The sequence below is a fragment of the Nesterenkonia natronophila genome, assembly GCF_003595215.1.
GTDB lineage: Bacteria > Actinomycetota > Actinomycetes > Actinomycetales > Micrococcaceae > Nesterenkonia > Nesterenkonia natronophila.
This window is the reverse complement of sequence record NZ_QYZP01000001.1, coordinates 224,502-236,798: the sequence shown is the minus strand read 5'-3', so window position 1 is coordinate 236,798 and position 12,297 is coordinate 224,502. Positions and strand designations below refer to the sequence as shown.

General features: G+C 61.2%; 10 protein-coding genes. 2 read left to right on the top strand and 8 right to left on the bottom strand.

What is annotated here, in order from left to right; genetic code table 11:
* Positions 1-9: 9 nt before the first annotated feature.
* The 6 genes from D3250_RS11830 to D3250_RS01110 all read right to left on the bottom strand — a co-directional run bounded on the left by D3250_RS11830 (position 10) and on the right by D3250_RS01110 (position 5,000).
* On the bottom strand, positions 10-405 hold the full coding sequence (locus tag D3250_RS11830; RefSeq protein WP_192892538.1) for a hypothetical protein: 396 nt from the start codon (positions 403-405) through the stop codon (positions 10-12).
* Between the two features lie 109 nt (positions 406-514).
* Positions 515-1,072, bottom strand: coding sequence for a hypothetical protein (locus D3250_RS01130; RefSeq protein WP_119901530.1), 558 nt, complete (start codon positions 1,070-1,072; stop codon positions 515-517).
* A gap of 15 nt (positions 1,073-1,087) precedes the next feature.
* Positions 1,088-2,464, bottom strand: coding sequence for an MATE family efflux transporter (locus tag D3250_RS01125; protein WP_119901529.1), 1,377 nt, complete (start codon positions 2,462-2,464; stop codon positions 1,088-1,090).
* Positions 2,461-3,312, bottom strand: coding sequence for a CPBP family intramembrane glutamic endopeptidase (locus D3250_RS01120; protein WP_158583030.1), 852 nt, complete (start codon positions 3,310-3,312; stop codon positions 2,461-2,463). Before D3250_RS01120 ends, D3250_RS01125 begins: the two co-directional genes overlap by 4 nt.
* Before the next feature lie 174 nt (positions 3,313-3,486).
* The gene (locus tag D3250_RS01115) at positions 3,487-4,479 is read right to left on the bottom strand and encodes an acyl-CoA thioesterase (protein ID WP_119901527.1); all 993 of its coding nucleotides are present in this window, start codon (positions 4,477-4,479) and stop codon (positions 3,487-3,489) included.
* Between the two features lie 23 nt (positions 4,480-4,502).
* Complete coding sequence (locus tag D3250_RS01110) at positions 4,503-5,000, bottom strand: Lrp/AsnC family transcriptional regulator (RefSeq protein ID WP_119901526.1); 498 nt, start codon at positions 4,998-5,000, stop codon at positions 4,503-4,505.
* A 120-nt stretch (positions 5,001-5,120) separates the two neighbouring features.
* Between D3250_RS01110 and ald the strand changes: the two genes are divergently transcribed.
* Positions 5,121-6,260, top strand: a complete 1,140-nt coding sequence (gene ald / locus D3250_RS01105) for an alanine dehydrogenase (protein ID WP_119901525.1) — start codon at positions 5,121-5,123, stop codon at positions 6,258-6,260.
* A 152-nt stretch (positions 6,261-6,412) separates the two neighbouring features.
* On the top strand, positions 6,413-9,637 hold the full coding sequence (locus D3250_RS01100; RefSeq protein ID WP_119901524.1) for a beta-phosphoglucomutase family hydrolase: 3,225 nt from the start codon (positions 6,413-6,415) through the stop codon (positions 9,635-9,637).
* An 89-nt stretch (positions 9,638-9,726) separates the two neighbouring features.
* On the opposite strand, the gene D3250_RS01095 is transcribed toward D3250_RS01100, so the two are convergent.
* Together D3250_RS01095 and D3250_RS01090 are read right to left on the bottom strand one after the other, a co-directional pair.
* Entirely contained in the window at positions 9,727-10,842 is a 1,116-nt protein-coding gene (locus tag D3250_RS01095) for a zinc-binding dehydrogenase (protein ID WP_119901523.1), read from the bottom strand.
* A gap of 57 nt (positions 10,843-10,899) precedes the next feature.
* Positions 10,900-12,285: an NAD-dependent succinate-semialdehyde dehydrogenase gene (locus tag D3250_RS01090; protein WP_119901522.1), complete on the bottom strand. Its 1,386-nt coding sequence runs from the start codon at positions 12,283-12,285 to the stop codon at positions 10,900-10,902.
* Between the last annotated feature and the right edge of the window lie 12 nt (positions 12,286-12,297).

The window sequence follows — 12,297 nt, the reverse complement described above, 5'->3', positions numbered from 1 at the left end:
CTGCGGAGATCAGTGCTCGGATCGCCGTCCGTAGGGCGGGTCATCTCCTGCGGCGCCACTGCGCTTCTGGGCGGCTTCCTCAGCCTCGCGTCGGCGCGCCTTCTCCCGCCGCTCGGCTACCTGCTGACGGTAGAGCTCCTCGGAGTTGCGATTCACTCCCCCACCCTGGGAGAGCTCCTCAGGGTTCTCGCGGGAGGCCAGTTGCAGCATAGAGACCAGCAGCAGGCTCACAATGAAAACAATGCCGAAAGCCAGCAGCGAGAGATTGATCGGGTTGTCCAGACCCGCCGAGTCGTGCTCCACGCGAGGATTGTCAGAGCCTCCCGAGGAGACGATAAGCGACACAAACCCTGCCACCGCTGCCAGCGCAAACGAGAAGATCAGCGGAGCTTTCACAGTCTCCATAAGGGAGCGGCGCTCCTTGGCGTCTTCTGACACGTGGGTGGGTTTCCTTTGCGCGGATTGGGTCTGGCGTCATGGCAATTCTACGCTGAGTAGAAGTCACCACGCATCTTTACTCTGCTTTGCGAGCTTCATGGGTCAGACCCGCAGCTGCGATGAGCAGCAGGACAGCCATAATAATCACTCCCGTGCCTGATATTCCTAGGATGCCGTGCGGGTCCAACCCTGCCCCGAAGAAGAGTCCCACACCGGTCAGGGCCCCGACGACGCCCAGTATGACGTGATCACGCGAGGGCACGAACGCTGCGCGCACCTTCAGCCCGCCGTAGAGTTCGCAGATCCCCATGAGAAGGAATCCAATGCCGGCAATAATCGCCAAGGCCGCGGCCGAGGGCGCGAACAGTGCGGCGATGCCTGCGAAGACCCAGGACGACGCACCGAGCGCTGCCGCACCGGTAAGAGCTGGGGGCACCTCGTCGGTCTTGACGTAGTCCCAGACCGCGGTGGCGCACAGAATGAAAAATGCAGCGAGGGCTATCCGGGCTACGGTCATGGTATCCGCAGTCCAGAAAATGGTGAATGCGGCGAAGACGGCGGTCACCACCGCCCGCATCCACGCGGGACGGACGAGGACAGCGGCGGTTCGGGGATCGATGCGGGTCAATGGCACGGCCGCAAGTTTACTTCACCGGGTCTCACCGAGGACTATCCACCGGTCAGTAGCAGCTCGGAGCCCGAGAGTCAGCGCCCGCGCACCCAGGAACAGCACACCGAAAGCGAGCCAGAGCCAGAGGATCGGCTCCCCGTCGACATTGGACTCACCTGCTCGCACCGAATCCGAGACCCACCACAGGACAGGAAGGTACACGCCAAGGTTAACCACCCCGGCCAGCGCCAAGTAACGCACATCACCGGCACCCATGAGGACACCGTCCAGAACGAATACGTAACCCGCTATTGGTTGAGCCGCTGCAAGCACGAACAATGCCACGGTGATCATGTGGGCCACCTGATCATCAGGAGTGAAGAGCTTGGGGATCCACGGAGCTGCCAGTGCCGTAAGTGCCCCCACCACGGCGCCGAATCCAATACCCCAAAAGACCATAAGTCGAGTCATCCGACGGGCGGAGTCGCGCCGACTGGCCCCCAGCTCACGCCCGATGAGCGCTTGGGCGGCAATGGCGAGCGCGTCAAGGACGAATGCCAGTGTGGAGAAGAACGTGAAGGCCACCTGGTGGGCAGCCAGAGTTTCCGGTCCCATGTCGGTGGCGACCACTACGGTGGCTACCAAGGCTGCTCGTAAGGTAAGGGTGCGCAGGAACATCCAACCGCCCACCTGAGCGGCAGACCGCAGGGCCAGCGGATCGAGGCCCAGCGGCACCCCCGCCCTTCGCATGCGTGGCAAGAGAATGAGGAGGTATGCCGCGGCCATGCCCCATTGGGAGATCGATGTGCCAATCGCGGCGCCTGCCACACCGAGTCCCACAGGATGAACCAAGATGAGGTTCAGCAAAGCGTTGGCACCGAATCCGAACCCGGCGACTACCAAGGGAGTCTTGGTGTCCTGGAAACCTCGAAGGGCACCGACGCCGGCAAAGACCAGCAGCATAGCCGGCAGCCCCGGCAACGACCAGAGCAGATACTCCAACGCATGAGGGTGGATCTCCCCAGCGCTGCCCATCATTTCCAGGACCGCTTCTCCCGCGGCCAGACCGGCAAGAGCCAGCACGACTCCCAACGTGAGGGCCAGCCATAGCCCATCGCGGCCCGCCGCGAGCGCCCTGGTGGTCTTACCCGCGCCGACGAACCGCGCCACCGCGGGTGTGGTGGAGTACGCCAAGAAGATCATCAGGCCAACCACGGTGTGCATCACCGTCACACCCAGAGCAGCGCCGGCCAACTCGACGGTTCCCAGCCATCCGATGATCGCCGTATCGGCCATCAGAAAAAGCGGCTCAGCGACCAGCGCCCCGAGTGCCGGCACCGCCAGGGTCAGAATCTGACGAGGCAGCGTGCGCGAGTCCCCAGCCCGCGCAGAGTTGACGCCCGCTCCCTGTGTCACCCTATGAAGCTAGTTAGCCAGAGGGCGCCCTGAAGGTCACCCGCATGGTCCCCGAGCCACGGCACCAGAAAGTAGCTGAGCAGCAGTGACATTATGTTGTTGAAGGCGTGCAATAGCCACGCGTAGAACAGATTCCGACCGGTGACGATGTAGCCCACTGTGATGATGATGCCCATCGTCAGGTACGGGACGATCGAGACGAACGTGAGGTCATCGGTCAGCCCTATGAGCGCCGGGATGAAGTGGATTAGCGGGAAGGCGACCACTGAGATCGCTCCGCAGACCCACACATTGATGTACTTGGAGAGTTTGCCGATCAGCAGGTGCCGGAAGAAATACTCCTCCACAAAGGGACCCAGGATGCCGATGACCGCTACGGCGGCCAACAGAGGAACCGCCTGAAGCATGGCTTCAATGGCCGCCTGATTCTCTGAGGTCTCGCCCTCTGACCCGAGGAGCAACACGATGATCACCAGGTTGAAAAAGATGGAGGCGAACCAAGCTACTGGGACCAGGAGCAGCTTCAGCCACCACAGATAGCTGAAAGCCTTGATCGAACGCCACAAAGCTGCACCGGAGAGCACCAGGGCGATCACCGCCAGCACTCCATAGCCCACGGCGTTGATCAGGAAAGTCCCTTGCTGAGCTTGTACCTCATCACCGGTGATCAACTCGTTGATGGGGGGCAGCAGTGCCACCAGTCCCACCAGACCGGTGAGAAAACCCACCACGTAGAAAAGCGTGGCTCCCAGATCCCACCAGGTGAACGATCCGGGGTCAGCGTCCTTCTGCGGTGTGCGTGGTGGCGACCGCCAGCCCGGTGGAGGACCAGCTGCATAAGGGGACATCCCTGGCTTCCACCCTGGTGGGGGGCCAGGCCGGGCACCCTGGGCGACAGGAGCTGGTCCGTATGGATTCGGCACTGGTGGCGGCTGCTGACTCATTGGTTTAAGCCTAATGAATTCCCGCGCAGTTAGATATCCGCCTCAGGGATGAGGCAACGGCCCCCGAATCCCGTGTCGTCACCGAGGAGGAGGCTCGGTGAGGGCAGCCGGATCCACCGCTCCCTCGTTGGGACCAGAATAGGGGGAGGGAGTCAGAAGAGTGGCATTGCGGAGATCGCGGATCCGACGAGCCTTCTCCGCCACCTCATGGTCCTCCTCCCTGATCGGCTCCCACCGCACGATGCGCCGGGCGGAGCCGGTGCCATCGGGGGCCACCATCACAGGCAGCCCGTAGGCCACATCTTCCGGGTTCCGGTCCCATCGGTCGCCGGCGCGAACGCGCACCAACACATGCATTGATTTAGAGCCGGTGAGCACCAGGCGCGCATCCACCTCCACGAGATCTCCAATGGTGATGGGGCGGTAGAACCGCACCCCGCCGGACAGCACCGTGACTACGTCATAGTTGCAGTATCTTTCAGCGCAAATTTCAGCCGCCTGATCTATCCACTTCATCACGACACCGCCGCGGACTTTACCGTCCGGATAGCGTTCTTCGGTGCTGACCAGAAACCGGAGTGTGAGTGCCTCGGATGAGCTGAAGGTCTTAGGCAACGACTGGATCGTCTCCTCGACTCGCCGGCGGTACACCATCCGGCGGGCTGCGTCGACATCTCGCCGGGATTCCAGCTCACTGGTCGGCTCAAAAGGGGTGACCGGTTCGACCTCACCGTCCGGGCCGATCGTGACGTAGATCATGAAGCACTCAGTGCATGTCTGCCACCCACCGGATGCTGTCTTGATCAGCACACGAGTCTGGATGTGGACACTGGCACGACCGGTGTGAACCACACGTGCCTGCACCGTAACCGGGGTGTCACGCGGCACGGGCACCATGAAGTGCATGTTTCCCACGTAGGAGGTCACGCACTGAGAGCGGGACCAACTTGCGGCGCAGGCATAGGCGGTCTTATCAATCCAGTCCACCACCACACCGGCAGGCACGGTGGAGTCCCGCGAGGTGCCAGTAACTTCGCGAAAGGTGAGTTCGATGCTTGACCGGCGCGGCATGAGTCGACGGTAGCACTGGTACCTCAGAGAGAGGCCAAGCCTGATACATGCTCGAACACCAGGCTGGTGTGGGTCGTGGCCACTACTGGATCAGCTGACAGGTGCTCCAGCACAAACTGCCTGATGTGATCTGTGTCTCGGGCGGTGACATGGATGAGGAAGTCGTCCATTCCGCCGACAAAGAAATACTGAGTGACCTCAGGTACATTCTTCAACGTCTCCCCGAAAGCGGCCATCTGCTGGCGTGCCCCCGGGCGCAGCCGCACGCTGATCAGAGCCTCAATACCCCTCCCCAGCGCTCTGGGGTCCACTTCAACGGTGAATCGTCTGATCACGCCCGCCTGCTGAAGCGCCTTGACGCGGGCCAGGCATGTGGAGGGGGCCACGCCCAGGTTCTCACTGAGTGCCTGGTTCGTCATACGGGCATCGTTCCGCAGCAGCTCGAGCAGCCGCCGGTCGATGTGATCCAGCTCATGTTCTTGCTGCAGTTTCTTCGGCGCGCGGGTGCGTTTCGGTGGCATAGATTCCATACTCTTGTCATTTATCGGTGATCAGTCGAATTTTCTTCGATTCTATCGCATTTTTCTGGTATATCGACGATAATTGAGATAATTATTCGTTGTTTCTTCGGAAGGCAGAGCATGATCATTTCCGTACCCCGGGAAGTAAAGAGTTACGAGCATCGCGTTGCCCTCACCGTCTCCGGCGTCCATGAGCTGAGTAGGCGAGGCCATGAGGTACTCGTGGAGGACGGGGCCGGGGTGGGGTCTGCGATCACCAATGACGAGTACCGCTCCGCCGGGGCGACGATCATCTCTGACGCCGATGACCTCTGGGCACGCGCCGACATGGTCCTGAAGGTCAAAGAGCCTGTGCAGTCCGAGTACCACCGGCTGCGGGAAGGGCTGATCCTCTTCACCTACCTCCATCTGGCTGCCGAAGAGAGTCTCACTCGCGCGCTGATTGACGCGGGGACTACGGGAATCGCTTATGAGACGGTTCAGACTCCTGATCGCCGGCTACCACTGCTGGCGCCGATGAGTGAGGTTGCAGGCCGTCTATCAGTTCAGGCAGGTGCCCATGCTCTGACAGCACCGGCCGGAGGGCGGGGTGTTCTGCTGGGTGGAGTCCCCGGTGTCCCGCCGGCCAAGGTCACCGTGCTGGGCGCCGGAATAGCGGGTACGAACGCTGCGGCCATGGCCGTAGGTCTGGGCGCCGAAGTCTCGATATTGGACATCAACGTCGACCGGCTGCGCCAGCTTGATGCACAGTACGCGGGCCGCCTGAAGACCATCACTTCCAACGCCCTGGAGGTGGAGCGTGCCGTGGTGGACTCCGACTTAGTGATCGGTTCTGTACTGATCCCGGGAGCCAAGGCACCGAAACTGGTCACCGACGCCATGGTCCAGGACATGCGGCCCGGCAGTGTATTGGTCGACATTGCGGTGGATCAGGGTGGCTGCTTCGAGAACTCCCGCCCCACAACTCACGACAACCCCACCTTCCCGGTCCACGAGGCGCTGTTCTACTGCGTAAGCAACATGCCCGGAGCAGTTCCAAGCACATCGACCTACGCTTTGACCAACGTCACTCTGCCCTATGTGACGTTGCTGGCCGAACGCGGAGTCTCGGGCGCACTGGCAGCGAATGCCGACCTCGCCCGGGGCCTTAACACGTTGAAAGGACACGTCACCCACCGGTCAATTAGCGACGCCCACGGGTTGCCGTATGTCGATCAAACAGAACTGCTTACCCCAGCCGCCGGCAAGCAGACTGGCTGACACGCAGCACGAGCCGAGCGGCCGCTGCCGGCCCCATGACACATACCCGAAATCCTCGACCCTCTATGGTGGTAGGGCGGAGTCGCCATAGTATGGTTTCGCGTGCAATACGATGAGGCAGTCTTCGACCCCGCGATGACCTTGAGGTAACAATGCACCCGTTCGAAAACCCCTTCCGGCACAGTGCCGAGGCGAAGCGTCACGCGCTGCGACACTTCCGCGCCGTGCTCTTCGACATGGACGGCGTGGTCACCGACACCGCAGGCGTGCACTTCACCGCCTGGAAAGAGCTGTTTGACGCCTCCCTGGCTGAACTCGCCGGCACAAAGCAGCCGGAATTCACCCAGGAGGACTATCTGAACTACGTGGACGGGCGCCCTCGAGAGGAAGGGGTGCGGACTCTGCTGAGCGCGCGCGGTGTCCATGCCCCCGAAGGATCCCCGGGGGATCCCACCGATGTGCTGAGCGTCCACGGACTTGCCGCTCGCAAACAAGTCTATTTCCAAGCAGTTCTGGACCGGGATGGCGTGGAAGTCTTCGGGACCACAGTGGATCTGATTCGCCGACTCAGAGCAGACGGCATCCCCACCGCACTTGTCACATCCTCACGCAACGGCCGGGAAGTGCTGCGGCGTGCCGGTCTGCAGGACATTTTCGACACCATAGTAGACGGCACCGACGCCTTGGAGCTGAAACTCCCTGGGAAGCCTAACCCGCACATGTTCCTGTATGCCTCTGCGCAGCTGAAGGTAGAGCCTGAGGACGCAATAGTGGTTGAGGATGCTGTCTCCGGCGTCCAGGCTGGTCGCGCAGGAAACTTCGGCATGGTAGTGGGACTCAACCGGGGAGGTGACCCCCGGCGCCTGAAGGATGGCGGGGCGGACATTGTGGTCACGGACCTCTCTGTGGCCAGATTGCACACCCGCACCACCAAGCCCTTTGACCCCAATTGGGTGCTCACCTATGACAGCTTCGAGCCCCGGGAGGAACCCACTCGGGAGGTTCTGTGCCACATGGCCAATGGTTACTGGGGAACTCGGGCGTCGTACCCCGGTACTAGCGCCGATGCCACCCATTACCCCGGGAACTATATTGCCGGGGTTTTCAACCGCCTGAAGACCGACATCATGGGCAAGACGGTGGAGACCGAGCATATGGTCAACATCCCCGACTGGACCTTTGTGCAGATCACCCCAGAAGCCGGTAATCCTCTGCTGCCCGGCTCCCCGGAACTGCTCGACTACTGCCAAGACCTTGACATGCGCCGCGGTCTGCTCACTCGTGTGGCACGTTATGAAGACTTGCACGGACGGCGGACAAAGGTCACCTTCCGCCAGTTTCAGACCCTCGCCGGGGTTCACCTGGCAGCGATGGAAATCAAGATCGAGGCCGAGAACTGGTCAGGCAACGTTAACGTGCGGTCCATGATCGAAGGACGAGTGGCCAACCGCAATGTGGCCGCTGACCGCGAGCTGGCGGGCAACCATCTGCGTCCGGTGAACTCCCGGGAAATGGACGGTGAGACCGTCCTGCTGGAGACCGAGACCAATCAGTCACGGGTCCAGATCGCGGTGGCGACCCGCACGTCAGTGAGACTCAACACGGCACCGGTGCGCCGGCCGGTGATGGAGTCGGACCTGGTGGCCGGACATGACATCTCACTGAGCCTGACGGAAGGCGAGCCTGTAGTCCTCGAGAAAATTGGAGCTGCGTCGAGTTCGCACGATCACGCTGTCTCCACCGTGTGGCACAACGCCGTCAAGCGAGTCCAGCGCGCCACCAGCTTCCGGCAGATGCTGACCTACCACGAAGAGATGTGGGGAACACTGTGGCATCGGTTTGCGGTCTCCATCGGTCCCGGTCACTCCCGCCAGCAGCTGGCGCTGAACCTGCACACCTTCCACATGCTGCAGACCGCATTCGGCGCTCGCCGTGACCTGGACGCCTCCCTGCCTGCGCGCGGACTTTCCGGGGAAGGCTACCGCGGCCACCTGTTCTGGGACGAGCTCTTTATGTACCCGATGCTCACTCTGCGCCGCCCGGAACTCACCAGGGGGATCCTTATGTACCGGTTCCGGCGCCTGGGCGAGGCCCGCGCCGCTGCCCGCGCAGAAGGATACGCCGGTGCGATGTTCCCCTGGCAGGCGGGCTCCGACGGTCGGGAGGAGACTCCCACCGAGCTGTGGAATCCTCGATCTCAGATGTGGATGCCGGACCACTCCCACCGTCAACGGCATATTTCACTCGCCGTGGCCTACTCGGTGCTCCAATACTTTGAAGCGACTCAGGATTACACTTTCCTCTCCGACTACGGTGCAGAGCTGCTGGTGGAGGTTTCGCGATTCTTCGTCTCCATGACGGAGTACGACGCCGCCGAAGACAGGTACAGCATCGACGGGGTGATGGGCCCAGACGAGTATCACGACGGATACCCGGAGACGCCCGGATCGGGCCTCAAGAACAACGCTTATACGAACGTGCTGGCCTCCTGGATGCTGCGCCACACTGCGCATCTAGTGCGAGAATTGGACTCTCGGGATGACCCGCTGAGCGAATGGCTCGACATCTTCGAAGACGAGCTGGTCCGCTGGGAACATATCTCGCGGCGGCTTCGCGTACCTTTCCATGAGGACGGCATCATCAGCCAATTCGAGGGTTACGAGGACCTGCTCGAGTTCGATTGGGCGACCTACAAGGCCCAGTACGGGAATATCGGCCGGCTGGATCTTATTCTGCAGGCAGAAGGGGACTCCTCCAACCGTTACAAGCTCTCCAAACAAGCTGACGTGCTTATGCTCTGCTACCTGTTCAGCGCAGACGAACTTATTAATTCGCTGCGGCACATGGGGTATGAGCTCACGATGACTGACTTCGGTCGCACTATTGAGTACTACCTGGCTAGGTCGTCCCACGGCTCGACACTCTCACGAGTGGTGCACGGCTGGGTGGCTGCTCGGTTCGACCGTGCCGGTTCCTGGAACCTCTTCCGGGAGGCGCTGGAAGCCGACTTGGCCGACACCCAGGGCGGCACCACACGCGAAGGCATTCATCTGGGAGCAATGGCGGGAACGGTCGATATGGTCATCCGCTGCTACGGGGGTGTGGAGACCCGCGCAGACGCCCTGTGGCTGCGTCCGCTGTTGCCGGATGAGCTTCCAGAGGTGACATTCCGTATGCGGTACCGCAATCAGCCGATCCTGGTCCGCATCAACCATAACGACGTCACCCTGAACCTCTCTCAAGGCTCAGCTCAACCGATCGACATCAACGTCGAGGGCAAGCACAAACTCATGGAACCGGGCGAGGTGTGGACGGTCAAGCTTGAACACCAGGCCCGCGCTCATGAGACCCAGCTCGCCGGACAGAAACCTGGGTAGTACCCCCGCGCGGCTGCCCGGTCAGGATCTCTCATACTTCCCCCATGCCATGCCGCACCATTGAAAGACCTTGGCGAACTGTCCCCTACTCAGGCCAGTGTGGCGTTGGTCTCAATGAGCCCCCGCCCCAAGATCTTTCGCTCATTTAGCAGCTCATACGCCTCAGCTGTCTGGTCGAAGGTGAATCGTTGGGTGATGAGCTTCTTCAGATCGATTCGCCCCTCCGCTGCCAGCCGGATCACTTCTGGCATGGCGGTCGACGCCGGCGCACCGAAGGATCCGAGAATACGCAGCTTCCTGCGCACCACCTTCGTGATGTCGACATCCATCGTCTGACCCGCCGGAGCGATGCCCGCCAATACAGCCCGTCCACCGGCGTCGAGCAGATCAACTGCAAGCCGCACAGTCGCCACCGAGCCCAGGGCTTCAAAAGCAACATCAACGCCGTGTCCGAGCATGCCCACGACTGCTTCGACCGGTTCAGTCTCGGCTGAGTTAATAACATCAGTGGCCCCGAGTTCGCGGGCCAACGCCAACTTCTCATCGTCGATGTCGACAGCAATGACCCGCTCAGCACCGGCAGCTCGTGCCAGGTGAATGATGCTTAGACCCACTCCCCCGGCCGCGATGACTGCCACCGTCTCGCCTGGCTTGACATCGGCCACCGTGCGCACGGCTCCGAAACCGGTAAAGAGACTGCATCCCAGCACCGCCGCGTCGAGAAGATCCACGTTCTCAGGCAGCGCAAAGACCGCCCGCGAGGGCACCACGCAGTATTCTGCATGGCCTGCCATGGAGTACATCGCGATACCCTCTCCCTCGCGGGTCAGCCGGGTAGTGCCGTCGTAGAGCTGACCGGCCAGCCGGTTAAAGTTGAAGAAGTTTTCGCAGAGATCCTCCAGTCCCTTCTCGCAGTGCCTACACCGGCCGCAGGGCATAATGAAGCTGCATGCGACGCGGTCACCAGGGGCCACGTGAGTGACACCTGCGCCCACCTCGCGGACTATGCCGGAGACTTCGTGCCCCAATACGGCAGGCTTCGGGAAGGCGACTTCATCTTTCATGACGTGGAGATCTGTGTGGCAGACCCCGCAGGCGGCCACTTCGATCAACACTTCCTCATTCGCCGGGCCCTCGACGGTCAGTGTGTCGGGCCGCAGGGACTCATTGGCCGATTCCAGCACATATGATGCAGATTCTGGCATGACAGATTCCTTTCGGTCACCTGCCACCCTAATAGTGTTCGCGATCACACACCATTGTCACTCTGCGATGTAGAAAAGACGCTTGCTGACGAACTCATCCATTCCGAGCGGGCCCAGTTCACGGCCATAACCGGAGTTCTTGACTCCTCCGAACGGAATCTCGGGCCCCTCGGCAGCAGGCGTATTTACGTTGGCCATACCTACCTCGAGCTGGCGCGCCACAGCTGAGGCACGTTCCACGTCGGCGGAGAAGACTGCACCCCCCAAACCGTAGGGACTGTCGTTGGCTAGTCGGACCGCTTCTTCATCACTATCTACCCGGTAAACGACCGCGACCGGGCCGAAGAGCTCCTCACTGTAAGCTCGCATGCTTGGAGTGACCCCTGTGAGCACGGCCGGAGAGAAGTAGAAGCCTCGGTCGCCAAGGATCTCGCCACCAGCATGCAGCTTCGCCCCTTTGCTCACAGCGTCGTCGACCTGTTCCTTGAGCAGTCCTACCGCAACCATGGAGGACATTGGTGAATACGTGCCGAGGGTCGGCTCCATTGGATCTCCAGGCTGGAGCGCTTGAGCTCGGGCGGCCATGCGGTCGACGAACTCGTCGTAAATTTCTTCACTAACGATGATCCGCTTATTGGAGTTGCAGGCCTGCCCCATGTTGTAGAGTCTCGTCTTCCACGCGGTGTCGACAGCGGCAGCCACATCATCAGCATCCAACACAATGTAGGGGTCGGATCCCCCCAGCTCCAACACGACTTTCTTCAGGTGCGCACCGGCGAGTTCGGCCACGGCAGCCCCAGCTCGCTCTGAGCCAGTGAGCGAGACTCCGCGAAGTCGCTGATCAGCGATCATCCGCGCGACTTGATCGTGTGAGGCAAAGACATTTGTATATACACCCTTCGGCACACCTGCGTCCTGCAGGAGCTGCTCAATCGCGAGCGCTGAGCGAGGGCAAGATTCGGCGTGTTTGAGGATTATGGTGTTGCCCATGATCAGGTTCGGGGCGACAAAACGCGCAACTTGATAGTAGGGGAAATTCCAGGGCATGATTCCCAATAGGGGCCCCATAGGCAGGTGCTCTATGACAGCTTTGCCGCCCGAATAGCTTTCGATCTCCCGATTGGCGGTGAACTCGGCTGCGTTTTTCGCATAGTAAGCGAAGATGGCCGACGCGAACTCAACCTCCTCCTCGGACTCCGTCAGGGACTTCCCCATTTCACGACTGATTGTCCGAGCGAGCTCATCGGCTCGATCGGTGAAGAGCTCCGATACTCGCAAGGCCGTTTCTGCCCTGGCCTCCAAGGGTGTCGCCTTCCAGGTGGCGAAAGCCACTGTGGCGTTGGTCAGGGCTGCTTCCACCTCAACATCGGCAGCAGCAGGGAAGGTCTCCAAGAGCTCACCTGTCGCTGGGTTGGTGACGTGGTAATTCGTCGGTTCCGTCATGGTCCGGTGCTC

Excerpts from the sequence above, each read along its gene's own strand:
- D3250_RS01110 (WP_119901526.1), bottom strand. The coding sequence starts at position 5,000 with ATGCCACCGAAACGCACCCGCGCGCCGAAGAAACTGCAGCAAGAACAT.
- D3250_RS01115 (WP_119901527.1), bottom strand. The coding sequence starts at position 4,479 with ATGCCGCGCCGGTCAAGCATCGAACTCACCTTTCGCGAAGTTACTGGC.
- D3250_RS11830 (WP_192892538.1), bottom strand. The coding sequence starts at position 405 with ATGGAGACTGTGAAAGCTCCGCTGATCTTCTCGTTTGCGCTGGCAGCG.
- ald (WP_119901525.1), top strand. The coding sequence starts at position 5,121 with ATGATCATTTCCGTACCCCGGGAAGTAAAGAGTTACGAGCATCGCGTT.
- D3250_RS01095 (WP_119901523.1), bottom strand. The coding sequence starts at position 10,842 with ATGCCAGAATCTGCATCATATGTGCTGGAATCGGCCAATGAGTCCCTG.
- D3250_RS01120 (WP_158583030.1), bottom strand. The coding sequence starts at position 3,312 with ATGTCCCCTTATGCAGCTGGTCCTCCACCGGGCTGGCGGTCGCCACCA.
- D3250_RS01090 (WP_119901522.1), bottom strand. The coding sequence starts at position 12,285 with ATGACGGAACCGACGAATTACCACGTCACCAACCCAGCGACAGGTGAG.
- D3250_RS01100 (WP_119901524.1), top strand. The coding sequence starts at position 6,413 with ATGCACCCGTTCGAAAACCCCTTCCGGCACAGTGCCGAGGCGAAGCGT.